This is a genomic window from Rhizobium sp. K102, assembly GCF_022385315.1.
Classification (GTDB): Bacteria; Pseudomonadota; Alphaproteobacteria; order Rhizobiales; family Rhizobiaceae; genus Rhizobium; species Rhizobium croatiense.
In genome coordinates this window covers 584,399-604,012 of the sequence record NZ_CP092436.1, presented here as the reverse complement: position 1 = coordinate 604,012, position 19,614 = coordinate 584,399, and the positions used below count along the sequence as shown (strand labels likewise).

Sequence of the window (19,614 nt, the reverse complement as noted above, 5' to 3'; positions counted from 1 at the left end):
AGTCTCCTTCTCCCCGCGAGCGGGGAGAAGGTGGCCGGCAGGCCGGATGAGGGGCTGCGAACGCCGCCCCTCCGCATCATCACTTGGCCGGCTTGTACCAGCTGTCGAGGCCCTTCTGGAGCTTTTCGGCAGCGACCTTCGGCGTATCTGTGCCGTTGATCACGTTGGCCGACTCGACCCAGGTCTCGTTTTCAAGGTTCGGCGTACCGCGCGACAGGATCTGATAGGTCGAGCGCACGGTCGACTTGTACGGGCCGCGCCAGGAAACGAATTCCTGAGCGAGCGGATCGGACATCTTGACCGGGGTGGAGTTCAGGCTGAAGAAGCCCGGCAGCGCATTGGCGTAAATGTCGGCGAATTCGGGCGAAGCGACCCAGCTGAGGAATTTCTTGGCTTCCTCGGCATGCGTGCTCTTCGAATTCAGGGCAACGCCGATATCGGGATGGTCGGAGATGTAGCCCGTGTCGCCGGCCTTCGGAACCGGCGGCGGGAAGGCGCCCATCTTGAACTGCGCCTGCGTGTTGAACAGCGCAATCTCCCAGGAACCGGCCGGATAGATCGCGGCGCGGCCGAGCGTGAAGAGGTTCTGGCTGTCCGAGTAGGTCTGCGCTTCGAAACCGTCGCCGAGATAGGGCTTCCACTTGGCAAGCTCCTCATAGGGCTTGACCCATTCCGGATCGGTCAGCTTCTGCTTGCCCGCAATCAGGGCTTCGCGGCCCTCTTCACCCTTCCAGTAGTTCGGGCCGATGTTCTGGTAGCCCATGGTGGCGGCTTCCCAGAGGTCCTTCGTGCCCATGGCGAGCGGGATGTAGGTGCCGTCGGCCTTGATCTTGTCGAGTGCTGCGTAGAACTCGTCCTGGGTCTTCGGCACGGAGATGCCGAGCTTGTCGAAGGCATCCTTGTTGTAGATGAAGCCATGGATGACCGATGCCATCGGCACGCAGAAGGTCGACTTGCCGTCGTCAGTCGTCCAGGCGGCCTTGGCGACCGGCGAGAAGTTCTCCATACCCGGCAGGCTGGTGATGTCGACGAGCTGCTTCTTGTTGAAGAGTTCGAGCGAGGCGTCGAACGGACGGCAGGTGATGATGTCGCCTGCGGAGCCGGCATCGAGCTTGGCGTTCAGCGAGGCGTTGTATTCGGTCGGCGCGGTCGGCGAGAAGACGATCTTGATGCCCGGGTTCTTCGCTTCGAAGGCCGGAATGATCTTCTCCTGCCAGATCTGCAGGTCGTCATTGCGCCAGCTTTCGACCGTCAGCGTAACGTCGGCGGCATGCACGAGACCGGCCGACGTCAGCAGGCTGGAGGCAAGCAGCAGGCTTTTCAGAGCAGTGTTTTTCATTTCCCTCTCCTGTGTTTTGAGCGCCGCAAGGCGCTGTTTTCGATCTGAAACAAGCAGTTGGCGTGCTTGAGGAAACACCCAACGCCTCTTGGAGGGCCGCCAGCACCTGCCGGCCCCGAAAGCTCGACGGACGCAAAGGCGGGATCGCTTGCGGCCGGACTGCGCGCTGCCCCATCACCTGCATCGGGCGCGGCAAAATCGATCGGGAAAAGCCGATGGATGCTGAATTTCGCCACCGGCCTGACATCAGGCGGCGGGTCGTTCTCGATCATCCTCGAAGCGGTTCCGTTTGGCTTTAGCTGCCGGTTTCGCTAGCTTCGATGTGCTGTTCCCTTTTACCGAATTAAGGCCAAAAAAATACCAATTGTCCAGTCGATTTTAACTTTTCGCCCTCCAAAAATTCATTAAAAAATTTTAATCAACAAAATCAATATGATAAAAAGACGAATTTTCTCCATCTTTCCCACTTGGTAAATGGTATTTTTTTGGTATTGTAGAAAAACACGGGGAACGGCATATTCGGAGGCCCGATGACGGAGCTTGCAATCGGCATAGACGGCGGTGGAACGAGCTGCCGGGCCGCGGTCGCAGACAGAAACGGCAATATCATCGGCCGCGGCAAAGCAGGCCCGGCCAATATCCTGTCCGACCTGGAAAATTCCCTTCTCAACATCGTCGAATCCGCCCGGCAGGCGCTGCGTGATGCCGGGCTTGCCGATGAAACAATCTCGTCGGTTGCCTCAGTCGTCGGCGTTGCCGGCGCCAATGTCACGGATTATGGCGAGCGAATCGAAAGGGCCCTGCCTTTTGCCGAAGGCCGCGTCGTCACCGATGCGCTGATCGCCCTACAGGGCGCGCTCGGCGACTCCGACGGCATCGTCGGCGCCTTTGGCACCGGCTCGGTCTATAATGCCCGCAAAAATGGCCGGCTGAACGGCATCGGCGGCTGGGGCTTCGTCGTCGGCGACCAGGCGAGCGGCGCCCGCCTCGGCCGCGATCTCATGGAACGATCACTGCTCGCCCGTGACGGCGTGCGTCCGGCTTCTGCGATCACCGAAGCGCTGATGGCCGAATACGGCAACGATCAGGAGCGCGTCGTCGAATTCGCGCATTCGGCAAGACCGACGGATTTTGCTCGCTATGCGCCTGTTGTCTTCGACCATGCGGCCAAGGGCGATGCCGTCGCGGTCGGCATCGTCACGGATGCGGCAACGGCAATCGGCGAAAGCCTTGACGCACTGCTCTGGCCCGAATGCCCATCGATCTGCCTGCTCGGCGGCCTTGCCGGAGCCTATGAACCGTGGCTTTCCGAACGTTACAGATCGCGGCTTGCCAGCCCCAAGGGCGATGCCTTGCAGGGTGCGGTGGAACTCGCCGTCAAGCTTTTGAACGACCGGCAGAGAGGTGCGGCATGACCGACGACCTCGCTACCCTCCTGTCCCTACAACGCCTGCAGGCCGCCGGCACCGGCCCGCTCTATGTCAAGCTGCGCCGCACGCTCGAAGAGGCCGTGCGCACCGGCACGCTCGGTCACGGCGATGCGCTGCCGCCGGAACGTGATATCGCCGAATTTGCCGCTGTTAGCCGCGTCACCGTGCGCAAGGCGATCGACGACCTCGTCGCCGACGGCCTCTTGGTGCGCCGCCACGGCTCCGGCACCTTCGTCGCCAAACCGGTCTCCAAGGTCGAGCAGCGCCTGTCGCAGCTCACCTCCTTCACCGAGGACATGGCGCGCCGCGGGATGACTTCCCGCTCCGAATGGCTGCACAAGGGTGTGCACACCCCCTCGCCCGACGAGATGATGATCCTCGGCCTCGGCACCGACGTGAAAGTTTCGCGCCTCTCCCGCCTGCGCATCGCCGATGATCAGCCGCTGGCAATCGAGAATGCCAGCGTCTCCGGTGAATTCCTGCCCGATCCGTCCGTCGTCACCAATTCGCTCTACGCCGAACTCGAACGCCTCCAGGTCCGCCCGGTGCGCGCCGTGCAGCGCATTTCCGCAACCAATATGAAGGAAGCCGACGCCCAGCTTCTCGGCGTCCCCGTCGGCGCCGCCGGTCTGTCGATCGAGCGCATCTCCTATCTCGGCTCCGGCCGCGCCGTGGAATTCACCCGCTCGCTCTATCGCGGCGATGCCTATGATTTCGTCGCTGAGCTGACGATCGGGGTTACCTGACGGCTTGAGCATATTCGAATTATACGTATAATTCGGGTATCGAAATCGGGTAACCAGTCATGGCTCGAACCACATCTCTGGAATTTCAACGGAAATTCGGCGAGTTTCAGCATCAGGCGCAGCGCGAACCCGTCGAGATCACACGTCACGGCCGCCGGGAATTCGTTCTGATGTCTGCCGAGCATTATGATTGGCTGAGGGCTGCCGCGCAACGGACGCACATGACCGCCGATGCCTTGTCCGTCGTTATCGATGCCGTCGAGAGAGCCGAAATGGATGCTGCCCAAACCTCTCTCGATGACCTGCTGAAATAACGCATCATGGCCTCCATTCCCGAGCCGAAGCCCGGCCTCGTCGTGCGCTATGATTACCTGTGGTCGCGCGAAGCCTTGGCGGGTCGCGACCAGGGTAAGGACAGACCCACCTGCCTCGTCGCGGCAAGCGACAGCCTCGCCAATCCCCGCTACGTCGTTCTGCTGCCGATCACGCACACGCCGCCGTCCGGCGAAACCGTCGGAATAGAAATCCCGCCGAAGGTGAAGCAGGCAATCGGCCTGGACGACGCCCCGAGCTGGGTCATCGTCTCCGAACACAACATCGATGAATGGCCGAATGGCGGACTTTCGCCCGTCCCGGGCAGCGGAGGAATCTTCGCCTACGGCTTCATTCCGCCCGGACTTTTCGCCATGATCAAAGCGAAGTTTCTTGATCTTGCCAAAGCCAGGAAGAGCGATCCCGTTCGCCGTTAAGCTAAATCCAAAAATTCTCAATTTTTCAAAACCATGAAGCCGGAAAGTGAATCACTTTCCGGCTTCATCATTTCTTGATTCATTGCATTAAGAACAGCGGCGAGTAGTCTTTTACGCGGCGTCCTCAATCTCCTCGTCCGCCTTACGCGGCACGTAGTTCAGCACCGGTCCGAGCCAGCGCTCGACTTCGGAAACTTCCATGCCCTTGCGCTTGGCATAGTCTTCCACCTGATCGCGCTCCACCTTGGCGACGCCGAAATAATAGGAGTCGGGGTGGCCGATATAGAGGCCGGATACGGACGAACCGGGCCACATCGCATAGCTTTCCGTCAGCTTCACGCCCGCGGTGCGTTCCGCATCGAGCAACTTGAAGAGCGTCTTTTTCTCGGTGTGGTCGGGCTGAGCGGGATAGCCTGGCGCCGGACGGATGCCGGCATAGGCTTCGCCAATGAGGTCCTCATTGCTGAGGTGCTCATCCCTGGCATAGCCCCAATATTCGCGTCGCACCTGCTCGTGCATGCGCTCGGCGAAGGCTTCGGCAAAGCGGTCGGCCAGCGCCTTGACCAGGATCGAGGAATAGTCGTCGTTCGCACGTTCGAAGCGTTCGGCGATGGCGATCTCCTCGATGCCTGATGTCACCACGAAGCCGCCGACATAATCCTGCACGCCGCTTGCGACAGGGGCGACGAAATCGGAGAGCGCCACGTTCGCCCGCCCGTCCCGCTTCGAAAGCTGCTGGCGCAAGGTGTAGAAGGTGGCAAGCTCCTGGCTGCGGTTCTCGTCGGTAAACAGGCGGATATCGTCGCCGACGGCGCCGGCCGGCCAGAAGCCGATAACGGCGCGCGGCCGGAACCACTTCTCGTCGATGATCTTCTTCAGCATCGCCTGCGCATCGGCCCAGAGCGCCCGCGCCGCCTCGCCCTGTTTCTCGTCTTCGAGAATGGCGGGGAAACGGCCGCGCAGTTCCCAGGTCTGGAAGAACGGCGTCCAGTCGATGTACTTCGCAAGGTCGGCCAGATCGTAATCCTCGAACACCCGCGTACCGAAGAACTGCGGCTTCGTCGGCTGGTAGGCCGACCAGTCGATCTTATGGGCGTTCTCACGCGCCCGCGGCAATGGCAGCCGCACCTTCTCGGCTTCGCTGCGCGCATGCGCGGCCGCCACCTTGGCATATTCGGCTCTTGTATCGTCGACATAGCCCTGGCGCGTCTCCGGCGACAGCAGCGCCGAGACGACGCCGACCGCGCGGCTCGCATCGGTGACGTAGATCGCCTGGCCCTTGTTGTAGCCGGGATGGATTTTCACCGCCGTATGCACGCGGCTGGTGGTCGCGCCGCCGATCAGCAGCGGGATCTCAAAACCCTGTCGCTCCATCTCGGCCGCGACATGCACCATCTCGTCGAGCGACGGCGTGATCAGGCCGGAAAGGCCGATGACATCGACCTTCTCGGCGATTGCCGTTTCGAGGATCTTCGTCGCCGGCACCATGACGCCGAGGTCGACGATCTCGTAATTGTTGCAGGCCAGGACGACGCCGACAATGTTCTTGCCGATATCGTGCACGTCCCCCTTGACCGTCGCCATCAGGATCTTGCCCGCCGACTGCCGCTCTTCGCCGCCGTTGAGGCGCTTTTCCTCTTCCATATAGGGCAGCAACACGGCGACCGCCTGCTTCATCACGCGCGCCGACTTGACCACCTGCGGCAGGAACATCTTGCCCGAGCCGAAGAGGTCGCCGACGACGTTCATAGCGGCCATCAGCGGCCCTTCGATGACATGCAGCGGCCGCGCGGCCTGTTGGCGGGCCTCCTCGGTATCGGCTTCGATAAATTCGGTGATGCCGTTGACCAACGCATGCTCGAGGCGCTTCTCGACACTCCATTCGCGCCAGGAGAGGTCCTGGACGCGGCCTTCCCTTGCACCGGCGCCACGGAAGCGCTCGGCCACTTCGAGCAGCCGCTCGGTGCCGTCGGGCCGGCGGTTCAGCACCACGTCCTCGCAGGCCTCGCGGAGTTCGGGGTCGATATTGTCGTAAACCGCCAGCTGGCCGGCATTGACGATGCCCATGTCCATGCCCGCCTGGATGGCGTAGTAGAGGAACACGGCGTGCATCGCCTCGCGCACCGGCTCGTTGCCGCGGAACGAGAAGGACAGGTTCGAGACGCCGCCGGAAATATGGACGAGCGGCATGCGCTCGCGGATCGTCCGCGTCGCCTCGATGAAATCGACGCCGTAATTATTGTGCTCTTCGATGCCGGTCGCGACCGCGAAGATGTTCGGATCGAAGATGATGTCCTCGGGCGGGAATCCGATCTTTTCGGTCAGCAGCTTATAGGCGCGCGTGCAGATCTCGACTTTGCGGTCGTAATTGTCCGCCTGCCCCGTCTCATCGAAGGCCATGACGACGACGGCGGCGCCGTAATTGTGCAACAGCCGCGCCTGTGCGAGAAAATTCTCCTCGCCTTCCTTCAGCGAGATCGAGTTGACGATCGGCTTGCCCTGGACGCGCTTCAGGCCGGATTCGATGATCGAGAATTTCGAACTATCGATCATCACGGGCACGCGGGCGATATCGGGCTCGGCGGCGATCAGGTTCAAGAACTCGACCATCGCCTTTTCCGAATCGATCAGGCCCTCGTCCATGTTGATGTCGATCACCTGCGCGCCGTTCTCGACCTGGTCGCGCGCGACATCGAGCGCCGCCGCGTAATCGGCATCGGTGATCAGCTTGCGGAACTTCGCCGAGCCAGTGACGTTCGTGCGCTCGCCGACATTGACGAAGGGAATGTCCTTGGTCAGCTCGAAAGGTTCGAGGCCCGACAGCGACATGAAGGGGCGATGCGCGGGAATCGGCCGTGGCTTGTACTTGGCAACGGTCTCGGCGATCGCCTTGATATGCTCCGGCGTCGAGCCACAGCAACCGCCGACGATGTTGACGAGGCCCTCGCGAGCGAAGCTGTCGATCTGCGCGGCCATCAGTTCCGGCGTCTCGTCATACTGGCCGAATTCGTTCGGCAGGCCGGCGTTCGGATAGGCGCAGATGAAGGTGTCGGCGACGCCCGAAAGTTCCTGCAGATGCGGACGCATCGCATTGGCGCCGAGCGCGCAGTTCAGCCCGATCGTGAAGGGATTGGCGTGGCGCACCGAGTTCCAGAAGGCCGACGGCGTCTGGCCGGAGAGCGTGCGGCCGGAAAGGTCGGTGATCGTGCCGGAGATCATCACAGGCAGGCGCACGCCCTTGGCCTCGAAGCGCTCCTCGCAGGCGAAGATCGCCGCCTTGGCGTTCAGCGTGTCGAAGATCGTCTCGATCAGAATGATGTCGGCGCCGCCGTCGATCAGCCCGTCGATCTGCTCGCCATAGGCGGAGCGCAGATCGTCGAAGGTGACGGCGCGGAAACCGGGATTATTGACGTCGGGCGAGATCGAGGCGGTGCGGTTGGTCGGGCCGATGGCGCCGGCGACGAAGCGGCGACGGCCGTCCTCGCGCTCAGCGCGCAGTGCCGCGCGGCGGACGATCTCGGCGCCCTCCTTGTTGAGGTCGTAAACCGCGCCTTCCATCGCGTAATCGGCCTGTGCGATGCGGGTCGAGGAGAAGGTGTTGGTCTCGAGAATATCGGCGCCGGCCTTGGCGTAGCGGTAATGGATTTCTTCGATCGCATCCGGCTGGGTCAGGATCAGAAGGTCGTTATTGCCTTTCTGATGGCAGGCGCAGCCGATGAAGCGGGTGCCGCGGAACTGGTCTTCGTCATAGCCGAGCCCCTGGATCTGCGTGCCCATGGCGCCGTCGAGGACGAGGATGCGTTCGCTGGCGGCTTTGCGCAGCGCTGCGAAAACTTCATTGCCGTCACGCTTGCCCGTTTCCGGACCAAAGAGGTTGTCAAACACGGGAGGCTCCTTGACGTCGTAAGACCAGACAGTCCAAATCACATAAAGATATCTTTATGTCAATATATGCCTGTCGATTTCGTGCTTTGCAAGCCTCGCCAGATGACAGGCTTGAACGGCCTCTATATAGGCAATTGATACGCATTGCCCACCAAATCGGAGGAGTATCATGGCACCCGCAACCGGCAACGTCGCGCTTGGAAACTGGACGAGCCGCGCCTATCATCGCGCCTGGCTGCTCGACCAGGCAAACGGCCTCTTCGATTTCTTCCAGCACAATTCGGTCAATTCCAAGGGCGGCTTCTACGACCTCGACGATACCGGCAAGCCGCTCGACGCCGAGGGGCAGATCCGCAGCATCCATATCGCCGCGCGCGCCGTGCATTGCTTTGCCATCGGCGCCCTGCTCGGCCGTCCGGGTGCTGCCGACCTCGTCGACCACGGCATGGACTATCTCTGGAACCATCACCGCGACCTAGAGAATGGCGGCTATTTCTGGTCGCTCGACAATAATGGTCCGGTCGACAGCAACAAGCAGGGCTACGGCCACGCCTTCGTGCTGCTCGCCGCCTCCTCCGCCAAGACGATCGGCCATCCGCTCGCCGACGGCATGCTTGCCGACATCACCGAGATCCTCAACACCAAGTTCTGGGAACCGCGCCACGGCGCGATCGCCGAGGAATTCACCGCCGACTGGCAGCCGCTCGACGGCGGCGCCTATCGCGGCCAGAACTCCAACATGCACCTGACAGAAGCGCTGATGGCCGCCTTCGAAGCGACCGGGGACAAGCAATACCTCACCAAGGCCGAAAGCATCGCCGATCTCGTCATCCGCCGCGCGGCCGGCTCGGTCGACTGGCGCGTCGCCGAACATTTCGACGCCGAATGGAAGCTCGACAAGCAATATTATCATCCGAACGAAATGTTCCGCCCGGCCGGTACGACGCCCGGCCACTGGCTGGAATGGGCCCGCCTCATCCTGCAGCTCTGGGTGCTCGGCGGCAAACGCATCGAATGGATGCCGGATGCAGCCAAGGCCCTCTTCGAGCAGTCGATGGCGCTCGGCTGGGACAGTGACAAGGGCGGCTTCTTCTATACGCTCGACTGGAACGACACGCCCGCCAAGCGCAACAAGCTCTGGTGGCCGGCCTGCGAGGGCGCCGCCGCCGCCCATTTCCTCAACGAGCACCTGCCGAGCGACTACCACGAGGAATGCTACCGCAAGATCTGGAACGTGATCGAGCGCGCCTTCATCGACCACAAGAACGGCGGCTGGCACGAGGAACTGACGGAGGACCTCGTTCCCTCGCATTCGCTCTTCCCCGGCAAGGCCGACATCTACCACGCCCTGCAGGCCTGCCTCATCCCGCTCTTCCCAGCAACCGGCAGCCTGACGAAAGGTATCACCGAGGCCGACGGCAGACTCTGAGGTTCACTGGTCCGACACCCGCCGGCGCAGCCAACGCCCCGCTCAGAGCGGGGCGAGCCGCAGCGTATCCAGATCCTTCGCCAGCATCAGCGCCAGGGCCTCGACCACCAGATTATGGTCGTCGCGCTGCGGCAGGCCGGAGACGGTGACGGCGCCGATGCAGCCGGTGCCCTTGACGTTGATCGGAAAACTGCCGCCATGCGGCGCGTAATCGTCGCCGGAAAGGCCGTTGTCCTCGACGGTCTTGCCGTCCTTTCTCAGCTTCAGACCGGAGGCATAGCTGCTGCGGAAATAACGCAGCACCATGTTGCGCTTGCGGCGAACCCAGTTGACGTTGTCGGGCGTCACGCCGGGCAGCGCCGCATAGAAGGCTGGCATCGAATGCAGGGTCACATCGATCGCAACCCCGAGGCCGCGCTCGGTGGCGAGTTCCTGCAGCAGTTTGCCGAGCTGCCATGCCGTCGTCAGGTCGAAGGCGTCGAAGCTCAGCGCTTTTTCCTGCTCCGCGATCCGGTTGAGATCGTCGTCGAGTGTCATGATAAGGCGCTCCTCTGCCGCAATGATCCGTTGCAGACCATTCTCGCCGGAGGCGAAAAAGTAAAGCAAAACTTGGACCTGCCCTGATGTCAGAGCTTCGGCGTCAGCATCTCGAAACGGTCGCGTGTTGTGGCGCAGGTATCGCCGCCGAGGCGTGCAATGGCATCGATCGCGGCCGGATCGACATGCAGCCGTTCCGGATCGACGACGCCGTCGCGGTAATGTGCATAGACGATCTCGCCCATGATGATCTGCCGCGAGCGGCCAAGCTCAAGCGTCACATGCCGCCGGCACTCGAAGGCGGCCGGCGCCTCGGCGATATAGGGTGACGCCACCTTCTCGCCCGGCAGCGCCGTCAAGCCGGCTTCTCTCAGTTCATCGACGCCGCGCGGATACTTAGCACCGCAGACGTGCATCGCCTCGGCGATGGCGAAGGAGACGATATTGACCGTAAAAACCTCGGTCATGCGGATATTGTGGCCGGTGTCCTTGAACGACATGTCGGGATGATTCTCGACGCCGATCGCCAGGATCGGCGGATCGGCCGACAGGCAATTGAAGAAGCTGAAGGGCGCGGCATTGATCCGGCCGTGCTCATCGACCGTCGTCACCAGCGCGATCGGCCGCGGAATGATCGTGCCGATCATCAGCTTGTAACGCTCGCGCTCGGTGAGTTCCTTGAAATCGAAGGAAACCGGCATGATCAACCGTCCGAGCGGATCGGTGAAAAGGCGCTCATCGCACCGGTGAAGGGTTTCGGCAGCGGCGAAGCGTAGGAGCCGCGCTTGCTGGTGGAAAGCCCAAGCGAGACCAGCGCCTCGGCTTGCTTGACGGCGGCCGAGACACCGTCGACGACGGGCACGCCGTAGATTTCCTGCAATTCCCTTGCGAGATCCGTCATGCCGGCGCAGCCGAGCACGATCGCCTCGGCGCCATCTTCGGCGAGCGCCCGCTCGATCTCGGCCCTGAGCTTGCCGATCGCGCCCGAGGCCGCGTTCTCCAACTCCAGCACCGGAATGTCGGAAGCCCGCACCTTGGCGCGCTCGCCCATGCCGTAACGGCGCACCAGATTGTCGATCAGCACCCGCGAGCGTTCGAGCGTCGTCACGACCGTGAAACGCTGCGCCAGGAAACCGGCCGTTGCGACGGCGGATTCGCAGAGCCCGAGGATCGGCACATCGGCGAAGCTGCGTGCCGCGTCGAGGCCGGTATCGTCGAAGCAGGCGATGACAGCCGCATCATAGCCCGCCGCCTGCCGTTCCTTCAGTTCGACAAGCAGTCCGGGGATCGCCAGCGCCCCGTCATAATGGCCCTCGATGGAGACAGGCCCCATGCGCGCGGTGGCGGCGATGATTTCCGTGCCGGATGCGGCGACCGCGCGCGCGGCGATCGCCGCCTTCTCGGTCATGGAGGCGGTGGTGTTCGGATTGACGATGAGGATGCGCATGTCAGTGGATCTTTGCCTGTCTCCGGCTGAGCATGGTCATGATGCCGAGCGCAATGAGAATGATGGTGAAGGAAAAAAGCGTCGTGACCGTGCCGAGCGCATAGAGCACCGGCGTCGTGACGTTTGTCGTCATGCCGTAGATTTCGAGCGGCAGCGTATTGTAGGTGCCCGACGTCATCAACGTGCGGGCGAATTCGTCATAGGAGAGCGTGAAACCGAACAGGCCGACACCAACCAGGCTCGGCGCGATCATCGGCAGCACGACATGGCGGAAGGTCTGCCAGGAGCTGGCGCCAAGATCGCGCGCCGCCTCCTCATAGGCCGGCGAGAAGCGGTTGAAGACGGCGAACATGATCAGCACGCCGAAGGGCAGCGTCCAGGTGAGATGCGCGCCGAAGGCCGAGGAATACCAGGCGGGCTTCAGCCCACCCTCCTGGAAGACGACGCCGATGCCGAGCGAAACGATGATCGACGGCACGACGAGGCTGGCGACGGTGGCATAGAACAGCACGGTCGAGCCGCGGAAACGGCGGCGGAAGGCAAGGCCGGCTAGCAGCGACACGGTGACGGTCACGACCATCACCATCAGCCCGAGGGTGAAGGAGCGGCGGAAAGAGGCACCGAAATCGCCGACCGCCTGCTTTTCGAACAGGTTGAAGAACCAGTGGGTGGAAACGCCGTTCATCGGGAAGGTCAGGCCGCCATCCGGCCCCTGGAAGGAGAGGATGAGGATCGCCGAGAGCGGGCCGTAGAGGAAGAGCACGAAGACGGCGAAGAAGATCGCCAGCAGATAGAATTCGAGGCCGCGTTTTTCGTCGTTCATCTCAAAGCTCCTTGCGGATATCGACGACGCGCAGGATCGCCGCGACCATCAGCAGCACCACGGCAAGCAGCACCACGGCATTGGCGGCGGCGGCCGGATATTGCAGCAGCGACATCTGGTTCTTCATCATCAGCGCCACCGAGGCGCTCTGGCCGCCGGACATCACCTGCACCGTCGAAAAATCGGCCATGACGAGGGTGATGACGAAGATCGTGCCGATCGCCATGCCAGGTTTGGCAAGCGGAATGACGACATTCCACAGCACCTGCCAGCCGGAGGCGCCGGCATCGCGCGCCGCCTCGAACAGCGATCGGTCGATGCGCATCAGCGTGTTGAAGATCGGCGTTACCATGAACAGCGTATAGAGGTGCACCATGGCGAGCACGACGGCGAAATCGGAATAGAGCAGCCACTCGATCGGCTGCGGGATGACGCCCATTTCGATCAGCGTCGAATTGACGAGGCCGTTGCGCCCGAGCACCGGGATCCACGAGATCATGCGGATGATGTTCGAGGTCATGAACGGCACGGTGCAGACGAGAAAGAGGATCATCTGCGTCGAGGTCTTGCGGATGTGGAAGGCCAGGAAATAGGCGACCCAGAAACCGATGACGAGCGTCAGCGCCCAGACGATGGCGGTGAATTTCAGCGTGTTGAGATAGGTCTTCCACGTCACCCACGACCCGAGCGTATCGGTGTAGTTCATGGTGAGGAAATCGGGATAGAGGCCGGCGAAGTCGTAGTCCCAGAAGCTGACGACCGCGATCATGGCGATCGGCAGCAGGAAGAAGAAGCCGAGAATGGCGATCAGCGGCGTCGCCTGGAGATAGGAGATGGCGGAGGGGGAGAGGCGGAAAGAGCGGCTGCGGCGGGCGCCCTCTTCCGTGTCTACTGCGATAGTTGCCATATCCCGTTCTCCGTTCTGATTACGTCAGGTTGAACGAAGGCGCGTGCAGCCCCCTCATCCGCCTGCCGGCACCTTAGGTCTCGACCCCTCCTTCGGCCCCCCTAGGGTGGAAGGAGAATCGCGGCGGCGCCTCGGCCACCGCGAACCTTGTTTTCGAACAGGAAGGTTCGAAAAGACCCCTCCCCAACCCTCCCCACAAGGGGGAGGGAGTTTATCTGCCGCACCCTCGCCGGACTCCCTCCCCCTTGTGGGGAGGGTTGGGGAGGGGAAAGCGGCAATCGCCGACGTTGCCTTACGCCGCGATGAACTCGTTCCAGCGGCGGACCATGTAGCGGTCTTCGTCCATGACGGAGTTCCAGCAGGCCACAGCACCCATGCGGGCTTCGAAGGCGCCGCCGTCGCGCACGGCGCCGGCCTTCTCCATCACCTTGCCTTCCGGCGACAGGATATCGCCCTGAGCCGGCTTGCCCTCGATCCAGTAGCCCCATTCGTCTGCCGTCATGAAGTTCTTGGCGGTCTCCATGCAGGCGGAATAGTAGCCCTGGCGGTTGAGGTAGCCGCCGACCCAGCCGGATGTGTACCAGTTGATGTATTCATAGGCCGCGTCGAGCTCGGCGCCCTTGAGGTGCGAGGCAAGGCCGAGGCCGCCGCCCCAGGCGCGGTAGCCTTCTTTCAGCGGCTGATACTTGCAGGCGATGCCCTTGGAGCGCACGGCGGCCACAGCCGGCGACCACATGGACTGGATGACGACTTCGCCCGAGGCCATCAGGTTGACCGACTCGTCGAAGCTCTTCCAGAAGGCGCGGAACTGGCCGTCGCCCTTGGCCTTGATCAGGAATTCGATCGTCTTGTCGATCTCTTCCTTGGTCATGTTGCCCTTGTCGGCATATTTGATGTTGCCCATGGCTTCCATGATCATCGCCGCATCCATGATGCCGATCGACGGGATGTTGAGGATCGAGGTCTTGCCCTTGAACTTCGGGTCCATGATGTCGGCCCAGCTGGTGATGTCGCGGCCGACGAGATCCGGGCGGATGCCGAGCGTATCGGCGTTGTAGATGGTCGGAACCATGGTCATCCACTGCGTCGGCTCCTTGGCGAACTTCTTGGAGTCCTGCGCCTCGACGAAGCCGACCGTATGCGGCGCCGTGCCCTGAGCGATGACGCTATCCGGCTTCATCTTGCCGTCGATGAACAGCGGCACGATCTTGTCGTAATATTTGAGCTTCTTGACATCCATCGGCTGCAGCACGCCTGATGGAAACACCTTCTTGGCGATCCAGTATTCGATGTCGGCGATGTCGTAGCTGTCGGGCTGTGTAACGGCGCGCTGGGCGGCGGCGTCGGAATCGGTCGCCGTCATCTCCAGCGTGATGCCGAGATCGGCTTTGCACTTCTCGGCGATGGCATTGATGTTCGAAACACCGGTGCCGAACTGGCGAAGCGTGATGTTCGTCTTCGCCCAGATAGTGGGAAAGCCGGTGATGGCGCCGGAGCCGGCAATGGCGCCGACGGCGGCGGCACCCGTCTTCAAGAGCGTGCGGCGGGACAGGCCCTTCGCAGCCTTGGTCGATGTCGTTTCAGTCGTCATGTCAGTTCCCCTTTTTGTTGACGCGGAAGGTTGGTTGATGATGGTTCATGCGGAAGAGCGGCCGAGAAGCACGGCGTCATCGAGTTCCCAGCTGAGCGCGACGGTCTCGCCGACGGCGACCGGCCGGGCGAAATAATCGCTATCGTCTGATATGACCGTGAAGTCGTCGCTGCCGGCTCCGACAACGGTGATCTTCACCGAAGAGCCGCGATATTCGACGTTGGAGACGATGCCGTTGAAGCCGAGCGTCCATTCGGTCGCGACCTGCAAGCGCACGCGGTCAGTGCGGATGCCGATATCGACGGGCTGGCCGGCCTCCCTGCCCGTCCCGCGCACGGAAAAGCTCTGCCCCTCCGGCACGGTCATGACGAGCACGCCGTCCGCGCTCGATGTCACCCGGCCGGTGAGCACATTGTGATCGCCCATGAAGCGGGCGACGAAGGCGGTTGCCGGCCGCTCGAAGACCTCGCGCGGGGCCGCCGCCTGCTCGATCCGGCCGTCATTCATAATGACCATGATATCGGCAAGCGCCATCGCCTCTTCCTGGCTGTGGGTGACGTGCACGAAGGTGATGCCGAGCGACTTCTGCAGTTTCTTGAGTTCGGCGCGCATACGGATCTTCAGGAATGGATCGAGCGCCGACAGCGGCTCGTCGAGCAGCAGCGCTTCCGGGTCGGTGATCAGTGCGCGTGCCAGCGCCACACGCTGCTGCTGGCCGCCGGAAAGCTGGGCCGGGCGCCTGGAGGCATAGGGCTCCATCTGCATCAATTTCAGCATTTCGAGCGCCTTGGCCCGCCGCACCGCCTTGTCGACGCCCTTCATCTTCAGGCTGAAGGCGACATTGTCGATCAGGTCGAGATGCGGGAACAGCGCATAGGACTGGAACATCATCGCCGTGCCGCGCCGGGCCGGCGGAAAGTCGGTGACAACAGTATTGCCGAGTTGGATATCGCCGGACGAAATGCTCTCATGGCCGGCGATCATGCGCAGCGTCGAGGTCTTGCCGCAGCCGGAAGGGCCGAGGAAGCAGCAATAGGAGCCGGCCGGAATCTTCAGGCTGATCCCGTGGACGGCAGTCGTCGCCCCATAGACCTTCGATACGGATACTAGATCGATCTCTGCCGCTTTCGACATCATGCCTTCCCCTTTTTGGGAGAAGACGATGCATCTGCCGTGCCAATCCGATTTCAGCAGCTCAAACTATTGTAAATCAACAATCTTACCGAAAGCATCCCGGCAAGAGCAAATTATGAGCATGGCATCGTCTGCACATCATTTAGGCTATTGTTCGCAATTTACGCAAAAAAGTGTATACAATTTCGCCGCCACTTCGGTCACAAATTCCGTTTAACTTTTGCCGCGAAGCCGGATATGGTTTGCCCGTCATCAGGGAACAAAATTTCATGAAATCCGCCGTCAAGGCTCAACAGGCCGAAGACTCCGCCGAAACCGGCGCGCAGCAGATCCGCGACGCCATTCGCGTGGCGATCGTCGAGCGCAGGCTTTCCCCCGGCACCAAGCTTTCCGAAAGCGATGTCGGCAATCTCTTCAACGTCAGCCGCACGCTTGCCCGCGCCGCCCTCCAGGCGCTCTCCTATGAGGGTCTCGTCAGCGTCGAGAAGAACCGCGGCGCCTTCGTCGCCTATCCCTCTCCCGACGAGGCCCGCCAGATCTTTGCCGCCCGCCGCCTGGTCGAGCCGGGCATATTGCGCGAGGCGGCAGCGAGGATCACGCCCGGCGACATCAGCCAGTTAAGACAGCTTCTGCTGGAGGAAGGCCGGCTGATGAGCGAGCGCGGCCAGACGGCGCGGCGCGCCGAGATCAAGGCGTCAGGCGATTTCCATCTGATGCTGGCGGAAATCTCCGGCAATGCGATCATGCAGCGCTTCATGGAGGAGCTTGTCGCCCGCTCGTCACTGGTGATCGCGCTTTACGGCCAGTCGACGGCCTCAAGCTGCGGCCATTCCGAACATGGCGACATCATCGCGGCGATCGAAAACGACGATCTCGACCGCGCCTGCCAGCTGATGCTGCATCACATCGCGCATATCGAGGCCGATCTCGATCTGCGCGAACGCAAGAGCCTCGGCCTCAAGGAAGCTTTCGAACTCTGACGGGAGCGCGCCGCTGCCTTTGCCGCGCCGCAGTCACCAGGGCGTCGTCTTCGGCAGGCTGTCCAGGGCCTCGAAAATCTCCTCGGCCGTGCGCGGCTCGCTGGAGCGCAGCTTCACCGTTCCGTCGCGGCCGATCAGGATCAGCCCGAACTCGCCCGACGGCGGCCCCTGCAGCCGCTCTCTCACATCGTCGGCATCAAGCTCCCAGGCATCGTCGAACAGCGAGAAGGCGCCGCCGCCGGCGATGATGAACACTTCGACGTCTTCCTCGATGAGACGCATATGGGCATTGCGCAACCATTCGTCTTGGATCACCGCGCGATCGTCCTGCGCATCGGCGAAGATGATCAGCACCCGCTTGTTGTCGCGAAACTGTTCGAGCGATTGCGGAAGTTCCGCCTCACGCCGCGGTGTGCCGATGATTTCTTGAACAATGGATTTCAGCATGGTGGTTATTCCTCGCCCGTCATCTTGCTACGGGCTGTGTCTGTCGCATTCCAGCGCCTGCGCGAAGACGCGCAGAGAACGCAGTAACGCGCTGAATGACTGAATAATTCCCAATCCGGTGCGAATTGGGAATATGGAAATAAACGGCTGGGAATAAGGGAGGTTCCGCCGAACCAGAAAAGGATCGCAGCCCTAAAGCGTGTCGCGATCTTGCGGCGATCCCTTTCCTGTCAGTCGCGGCTTTGGTCTTCGGCCGCATGCGCCGAAACGGCGACGAGATCCGCCGTGCCGTTGGCGAGAAGACGTTTGCGCACCAGCACGCGCATGACGCGTGCCGCCGTCGAGAAGGTCATCTGATCGAGCGGACCTTCGCCTTCCCACGGCTTGGTCAGCCGCTCAGTGACAGCGCCGACGATATTCATCGGCACGATGTCGGTGCATTCGCGCATGGCTTCGAAAACGAAGCTGATCGGGATGACACGTCCTTCGTGGGTCACGATCGGTTCGGTCAATTCAATATCCCATTCCTCGAATGCGTAAAGTGCTTCGCGGAACAGCTGCTGGAGGGTAAACGGCGCGTGGCCGTCGTGAAGTGGCGGCAGGGCATTCATCATGTCTGTCTCCTCTTGATGGATTGAAGCCAAAGTCCTCCTGGATCGGTCGGCTTCGACGCGGGGAACGCAGCTTTTTGCCCCTCGCAGACCGAATAACACGATTGATTCTATAGAGTAACGCGCTAGGGATAAAGCCCATTTCTCCGCCGAAACGGAAGCCGTTTGCTTAACGGTATGAAATTCCTGCATGTTTTAGGCGAAATTTTCTCACCACACGCCATTCTTGAAAATCCATGCCAGCCGCGCCCTGGCGTTCCGGAATGGTTCAAAAGGCCGAAAAAACCGAGAAAAATCACGGAACTTTTGCGGCTGTAATCTGTTTTGTTCTCACACTTCGCAAAAGCAGATGGGGTTACCACCAATGACGCAAATCCGTGAACCGGAGCGGCGGGCCAGGGTCCTGCGCGGCCGCCCCTATAGTCTTGACGAATTCGCCTCCAAATATGGCCTGCGCAGGGAGCAGGCCGAAAGCCTGTTCACCCGTTTCGGGCCTTCCTCGATCGAACTCGATTTGCTGATGGCAGCCAAGCGCCGCGCGCCCGTTCTGCCGGACAGAATTGCCCAATAACGCTTTTCACGAACGGAACCGACAGATGAGCGACAGACGCCACGAATGGATCAGCAAGCGGGCTTACGCGATCTGGGAAGAACAGGGGCGCCCTGACGGCCGGGACGACGAACACTGGCGCCAGGCGGTTTACGAGCGCGACGCGCTGGAACGCACGCAGGCCTCGATCGACGGCCGCGAGGTGCTGGTGAAATTCCGCCCGAAGCCGCCACGGCCGGAACTGCCGCGCCAGGATTGGATCAATCCTTCGACAAAGGTCGGTTGAGCCGGCCATACGATTTAACAATCAGCCCAGCCACACGGCACCACGACCAGCGCGTGGCTGGGCGCTTCAACCCACATTTATTGCCGGAGCAGACGCCGGTGGCCGACCTCGCCCTTCGAGGCCCCTGCGGGGCACCTCAGGATGAGGGCGGAGAGAGGCTAGCCTGCCGTCATGGAAGTCACCGTCTACATCCTCCGCTGCAGCGACGGCTCATACTATACCGGCCTCACCAAGCAGGAGATCGAGGCGCGTGTCTGGGAGCACAATGCCGGAACCTATGACGGCTACACCGCCAAGCGCCTCCCCGTCGAACTCGTCTTCACCGAAACCTATGACCGCATCATCGACGCCATCGCCCGCGAGCGGCAGATCAAGGGCTGGTCACGCCGCAAGAAGGAGGCGTTGATTGCCCTGGATTACGAGGCCTTGCCGGAACTGTCGAAACGCGGACCGGTCAGGGCTGAGTGAGGGGGTGGCCGACCCTCGTCCTTCGAGGCCCCTGCGGGGCACCTCAGGATGAGGGCGGAGAGAGAGCGCGACCTGCCTCACCCGGAGGCGGAGGGCGAATGCGGCGGGCCTTACCGGAGGGCGGAGAGAGGGCGCGGCCTGCCTCAACGGAGCGGCAAGCCAGAGCTCCAGCCATGGCGCTTCGATCAACCCGCCTGCCACACGGCCCAGCGTCAGACTCCAGCCACACGGCACCACAATCAGCCCTCATCCTGA

Annotated in this window: 20 protein-coding genes; 9 read left to right on the top strand and 11 right to left on the bottom strand. The window is 61.9% G+C overall.

The genetic code is table 11. The annotated features are described in order from the left end of the window. Nucleotides 1-79: 79 nt before the first annotated feature. Complete coding sequence (locus MHI61_RS08885) at nucleotides 80-1,339, bottom strand: ABC transporter substrate-binding protein (protein WP_239791712.1); 1,260 nt, start codon at nucleotides 1,337-1,339, stop codon at nucleotides 80-82. Between the two features lie 530 nt (nucleotides 1,340-1,869). Here MHI61_RS08885 and MHI61_RS08880 point away from each other — a divergent pair. From MHI61_RS08880 to MHI61_RS08865, 4 genes are read left to right on the top strand one after another with little or no spacing between them, the layout of a single operon-like run. Then, the gene (locus tag MHI61_RS08880; RefSeq protein WP_239791711.1) at nucleotides 1,870-2,754 is read left to right on the top strand and encodes an N-acetylglucosamine kinase; all 885 of its coding nucleotides are present in this window, start codon (nucleotides 1,870-1,872) and stop codon (nucleotides 2,752-2,754) included. Next, the gene (locus MHI61_RS08875; RefSeq protein WP_239791710.1) at nucleotides 2,751-3,515 is read left to right on the top strand and encodes a GntR family transcriptional regulator; all 765 of its coding nucleotides are present in this window, start codon (nucleotides 2,751-2,753) and stop codon (nucleotides 3,513-3,515) included. Before MHI61_RS08880 ends, MHI61_RS08875 begins: the two co-directional genes overlap by 4 nt. A 59-nt stretch (nucleotides 3,516-3,574) precedes the next feature. Next, complete coding sequence (locus MHI61_RS08870) at nucleotides 3,575-3,829, top strand: type II toxin-antitoxin system prevent-host-death family antitoxin (RefSeq protein WP_239791709.1); 255 nt, start codon at nucleotides 3,575-3,577, stop codon at nucleotides 3,827-3,829. A gap of 6 nt (nucleotides 3,830-3,835) precedes the next feature. Continuing rightward, on the top strand, nucleotides 3,836-4,264 hold the full coding sequence (locus MHI61_RS08865; protein ID WP_239791708.1) for a hypothetical protein: 429 nt from the start codon (nucleotides 3,836-3,838) through the stop codon (nucleotides 4,262-4,264). Between the two features lie 111 nt (nucleotides 4,265-4,375). Here MHI61_RS08865 and metH read toward each other — a convergent pair whose 3' ends face one another. After that, nucleotides 4,376-8,149, bottom strand: a complete 3,774-nt coding sequence (metH, locus tag MHI61_RS08860) for a methionine synthase (protein WP_239791707.1) — start codon at nucleotides 8,147-8,149, stop codon at nucleotides 4,376-4,378. Between the two features lie 169 nt (nucleotides 8,150-8,318). Between metH and MHI61_RS08855 the strand changes: the two genes are divergently transcribed. Continuing rightward, on the top strand, nucleotides 8,319-9,578 hold the full coding sequence (locus MHI61_RS08855; protein WP_239791706.1) for an AGE family epimerase/isomerase: 1,260 nt from the start codon (nucleotides 8,319-8,321) through the stop codon (nucleotides 9,576-9,578). A gap of 42 nt (nucleotides 9,579-9,620) precedes the next feature. Here MHI61_RS08855 and MHI61_RS08850 read toward each other — a convergent pair whose 3' ends face one another. The 7 genes from MHI61_RS08850 to MHI61_RS08820 all read right to left on the bottom strand — a co-directional run bounded on the left by MHI61_RS08850 (nucleotide 9,621) and on the right by MHI61_RS08820 (nucleotide 16,017). Next, complete coding sequence (locus MHI61_RS08850) at nucleotides 9,621-10,115, bottom strand: heme-degrading domain-containing protein (protein ID WP_097664915.1); 495 nt, start codon at nucleotides 10,113-10,115, stop codon at nucleotides 9,621-9,623. 89 nt (nucleotides 10,116-10,204) lie between these two features. Further along, nucleotides 10,205-10,816 carry a flavin reductase family protein gene (locus tag MHI61_RS08845; protein ID WP_239791705.1) on the bottom strand — a complete coding sequence of 204 codons (612 nt, stop codon included), beginning with the start codon at nucleotides 10,814-10,816 and terminating at the stop codon, nucleotides 10,205-10,207. A 2-nt stretch (nucleotides 10,817-10,818) separates the two neighbouring features. After that, nucleotides 10,819-11,562, bottom strand: coding sequence for an aspartate/glutamate racemase family protein (locus tag MHI61_RS08840; protein WP_239791704.1), 744 nt, complete (start codon nucleotides 11,560-11,562; stop codon nucleotides 10,819-10,821). 1 nt (nucleotide 11,563) lies between these two features. Then, the gene (locus MHI61_RS08835) at nucleotides 11,564-12,385 is read right to left on the bottom strand and encodes an ABC transporter permease (protein WP_239791703.1); all 822 of its coding nucleotides are present in this window, start codon (nucleotides 12,383-12,385) and stop codon (nucleotides 11,564-11,566) included. 1 nt (nucleotide 12,386) lies between these two features. Further along, nucleotides 12,387-13,292, bottom strand: a complete 906-nt coding sequence (locus MHI61_RS08830; RefSeq protein WP_239791702.1) for an ABC transporter permease — start codon at nucleotides 13,290-13,292, stop codon at nucleotides 12,387-12,389. Between the two features lie 292 nt (nucleotides 13,293-13,584). Beyond that, nucleotides 13,585-14,883, bottom strand: a complete 1,299-nt coding sequence (locus MHI61_RS08825; protein ID WP_239791701.1) for a PotD/PotF family extracellular solute-binding protein — start codon at nucleotides 14,881-14,883, stop codon at nucleotides 13,585-13,587. Nucleotides 14,884-14,928: 45 nt separating this feature from the next. Then, nucleotides 14,929-16,017, bottom strand: a complete 1,089-nt coding sequence (locus MHI61_RS08820; protein WP_239791700.1) for an ABC transporter ATP-binding protein — start codon at nucleotides 16,015-16,017, stop codon at nucleotides 14,929-14,931. Between the two features lie 269 nt (nucleotides 16,018-16,286). Between MHI61_RS08820 and MHI61_RS08815 the strand changes: the two genes are divergently transcribed. Continuing rightward, nucleotides 16,287-16,997, top strand: a complete 711-nt coding sequence (locus MHI61_RS08815) for a GntR family transcriptional regulator (protein ID WP_239791699.1) — start codon at nucleotides 16,287-16,289, stop codon at nucleotides 16,995-16,997. Between the two features lie 33 nt (nucleotides 16,998-17,030). On the opposite strand, the gene MHI61_RS08810 is transcribed toward MHI61_RS08815, so the two are convergent. Both MHI61_RS08810 and MHI61_RS08805 read right to left on the bottom strand, forming a co-directional pair. Next, nucleotides 17,031-17,444, bottom strand: coding sequence for a DUF4174 domain-containing protein (locus MHI61_RS08810; RefSeq protein WP_239791698.1), 414 nt, complete (start codon nucleotides 17,442-17,444; stop codon nucleotides 17,031-17,033). 230 nt (nucleotides 17,445-17,674) lie between these two features. Continuing rightward, nucleotides 17,675-18,058 (bottom strand): hypothetical protein, encoded by a 384-nt coding sequence (locus tag MHI61_RS08805; protein ID WP_239791697.1) that lies wholly within the window; start codon nucleotides 18,056-18,058, stop codon nucleotides 17,675-17,677. A 361-nt stretch (nucleotides 18,059-18,419) separates the two neighbouring features. Between MHI61_RS08805 and MHI61_RS08800 the strand changes: the two genes are divergently transcribed. From MHI61_RS08800 to MHI61_RS08790, 3 genes are all read left to right on the top strand, one after another. Next, nucleotides 18,420-18,626, top strand: coding sequence for a hypothetical protein (locus MHI61_RS08800; protein WP_222139263.1), 207 nt, complete (start codon nucleotides 18,420-18,422; stop codon nucleotides 18,624-18,626). Between the two features lie 25 nt (nucleotides 18,627-18,651). After that, nucleotides 18,652-18,891: a DUF2934 domain-containing protein gene (locus tag MHI61_RS08795; protein ID WP_239791696.1), complete on the top strand. Its 240-nt coding sequence runs from the start codon at nucleotides 18,652-18,654 to the stop codon at nucleotides 18,889-18,891. A gap of 171 nt (nucleotides 18,892-19,062) precedes the next feature. Continuing rightward, nucleotides 19,063-19,359, top strand: a complete 297-nt coding sequence (locus tag MHI61_RS08790) for a GIY-YIG nuclease family protein (RefSeq protein ID WP_037140358.1) — start codon at nucleotides 19,063-19,065, stop codon at nucleotides 19,357-19,359. Nucleotides 19,360-19,614 lie beyond the last annotated feature (255 nt).

Excerpts from the sequence above, each read along its gene's own strand:
- MHI61_RS08805 (WP_239791697.1), bottom strand. The coding sequence starts at position 18,058 with ATGATGAATGCCCTGCCGCCACTTCACGACGGCCACGCGCCGTTTACC.
- MHI61_RS08790 (WP_037140358.1), top strand. The coding sequence starts at position 19,063 with ATGGAAGTCACCGTCTACATCCTCCGCTGCAGCGACGGCTCATACTAT.
- MHI61_RS08855 (WP_239791706.1), top strand. The coding sequence starts at position 8,319 with ATGGCACCCGCAACCGGCAACGTCGCGCTTGGAAACTGGACGAGCCGC.
- MHI61_RS08845 (WP_239791705.1), bottom strand. The coding sequence starts at position 10,816 with ATGCCGGTTTCCTTCGATTTCAAGGAACTCACCGAGCGCGAGCGTTAC.
- MHI61_RS08835 (WP_239791703.1), bottom strand. The coding sequence starts at position 12,385 with ATGAACGACGAAAAACGCGGCCTCGAATTCTATCTGCTGGCGATCTTC.
- MHI61_RS08810 (WP_239791698.1), bottom strand. The coding sequence starts at position 17,444 with ATGCTGAAATCCATTGTTCAAGAAATCATCGGCACACCGCGGCGTGAG.
- MHI61_RS08880 (WP_239791711.1), top strand. The coding sequence starts at position 1,870 with ATGACGGAGCTTGCAATCGGCATAGACGGCGGTGGAACGAGCTGCCGG.
- MHI61_RS08885 (WP_239791712.1), bottom strand. The coding sequence starts at position 1,339 with ATGAAAAACACTGCTCTGAAAAGCCTGCTGCTTGCCTCCAGCCTGCTG.
- MHI61_RS08795 (WP_239791696.1), top strand. The coding sequence starts at position 18,652 with ATGAGCGACAGACGCCACGAATGGATCAGCAAGCGGGCTTACGCGATC.
- MHI61_RS08825 (WP_239791701.1), bottom strand. The coding sequence starts at position 14,883 with ATGACGACTGAAACGACATCGACCAAGGCTGCGAAGGGCCTGTCCCGC.
- MHI61_RS08815 (WP_239791699.1), top strand. The coding sequence starts at position 16,287 with ATGAAATCCGCCGTCAAGGCTCAACAGGCCGAAGACTCCGCCGAAACC.
- MHI61_RS08875 (WP_239791710.1), top strand. The coding sequence starts at position 2,751 with ATGACCGACGACCTCGCTACCCTCCTGTCCCTACAACGCCTGCAGGCC.
- MHI61_RS08820 (WP_239791700.1), bottom strand. The coding sequence starts at position 16,017 with ATGTCGAAAGCGGCAGAGATCGATCTAGTATCCGTATCGAAGGTCTAT.
- MHI61_RS08865 (WP_239791708.1), top strand. The coding sequence starts at position 3,836 with ATGGCCTCCATTCCCGAGCCGAAGCCCGGCCTCGTCGTGCGCTATGAT.
- MHI61_RS08870 (WP_239791709.1), top strand. The coding sequence starts at position 3,575 with ATGGCTCGAACCACATCTCTGGAATTTCAACGGAAATTCGGCGAGTTT.
- MHI61_RS08800 (WP_222139263.1), top strand. The coding sequence starts at position 18,420 with ATGACGCAAATCCGTGAACCGGAGCGGCGGGCCAGGGTCCTGCGCGGC.
- MHI61_RS08850 (WP_097664915.1), bottom strand. The coding sequence starts at position 10,115 with ATGACACTCGACGACGATCTCAACCGGATCGCGGAGCAGGAAAAAGCG.
- MHI61_RS08840 (WP_239791704.1), bottom strand. The coding sequence starts at position 11,562 with ATGCGCATCCTCATCGTCAATCCGAACACCACCGCCTCCATGACCGAG.
- MHI61_RS08830 (WP_239791702.1), bottom strand. The coding sequence starts at position 13,292 with ATGGCAACTATCGCAGTAGACACGGAAGAGGGCGCCCGCCGCAGCCGC.